The 544-nt window shown below is 76.7% G+C and carries 1 protein-coding gene; it reads right to left on the reverse strand.

Annotated elements, in window-relative coordinates; translation table 11 throughout:
- Positions 1-544, reverse strand: a 544-nt coding sequence (locus MXD58_RS24760; RefSeq protein WP_250610055.1) for an SDR family oxidoreductase, incomplete at both ends; no start/stop codon positions are given.

A 544-nucleotide genomic window follows, 5' to 3' on the forward strand; every position in this document is an offset into this window, starting at 1 on the left:
GGCCGGCACGGCGACGCCGTGTACCCGGCGGCCGACCGCGGCGCCGGCGACGGTGACGACGTCGCGCAACGGCAGCGGCCGCGGTCCGGCGACGTCGTAGGCCCGTCCGATCGCCAGGTCGGCGTCGAGGGCGCGCAGCACGGTGTCGGCCAGGTCCTCGACGTGGACCGGCTGGTGCAGGCCGCCGGCGCCGGGCAGCGGCACGAGCGGGGTGCGGCGCACCAGCGCGAGCAGGCGGACCATGTTGCGGTCGTCCGGGCCGCCGTAGATCATCGTGGGTCGGATGATCGTCCAGTCCAGCCCGCTGGCCTCGATCGCGCGCTCCGCCTCGATCCGCACCCGCTTGGTCGGCGGGTCGAGCGCGGTGAAGATCCCGGTGGTGGAGACGAAGACCGCCCGGCGGATGCCGGCGGCCCGGGTCGAGGCGAGGATCGCCGCCGCGTGGCCGAAGCCGAGGGAGGCGATGTTGAGCAGAGCCTGCGCGTCGGCCGCGACGAACGCGGCGGCCAGGCCCGCGGGATCCGCGAGGTCGCCGGCCACCGTC

The organism is Frankia sp. AgKG'84/4 (genome assembly GCF_023242965.2).
In the GTDB taxonomy this organism is placed as follows: domain Bacteria; phylum Actinomycetota; class Actinomycetes; order Frankiales; family Frankiaceae; genus Frankia.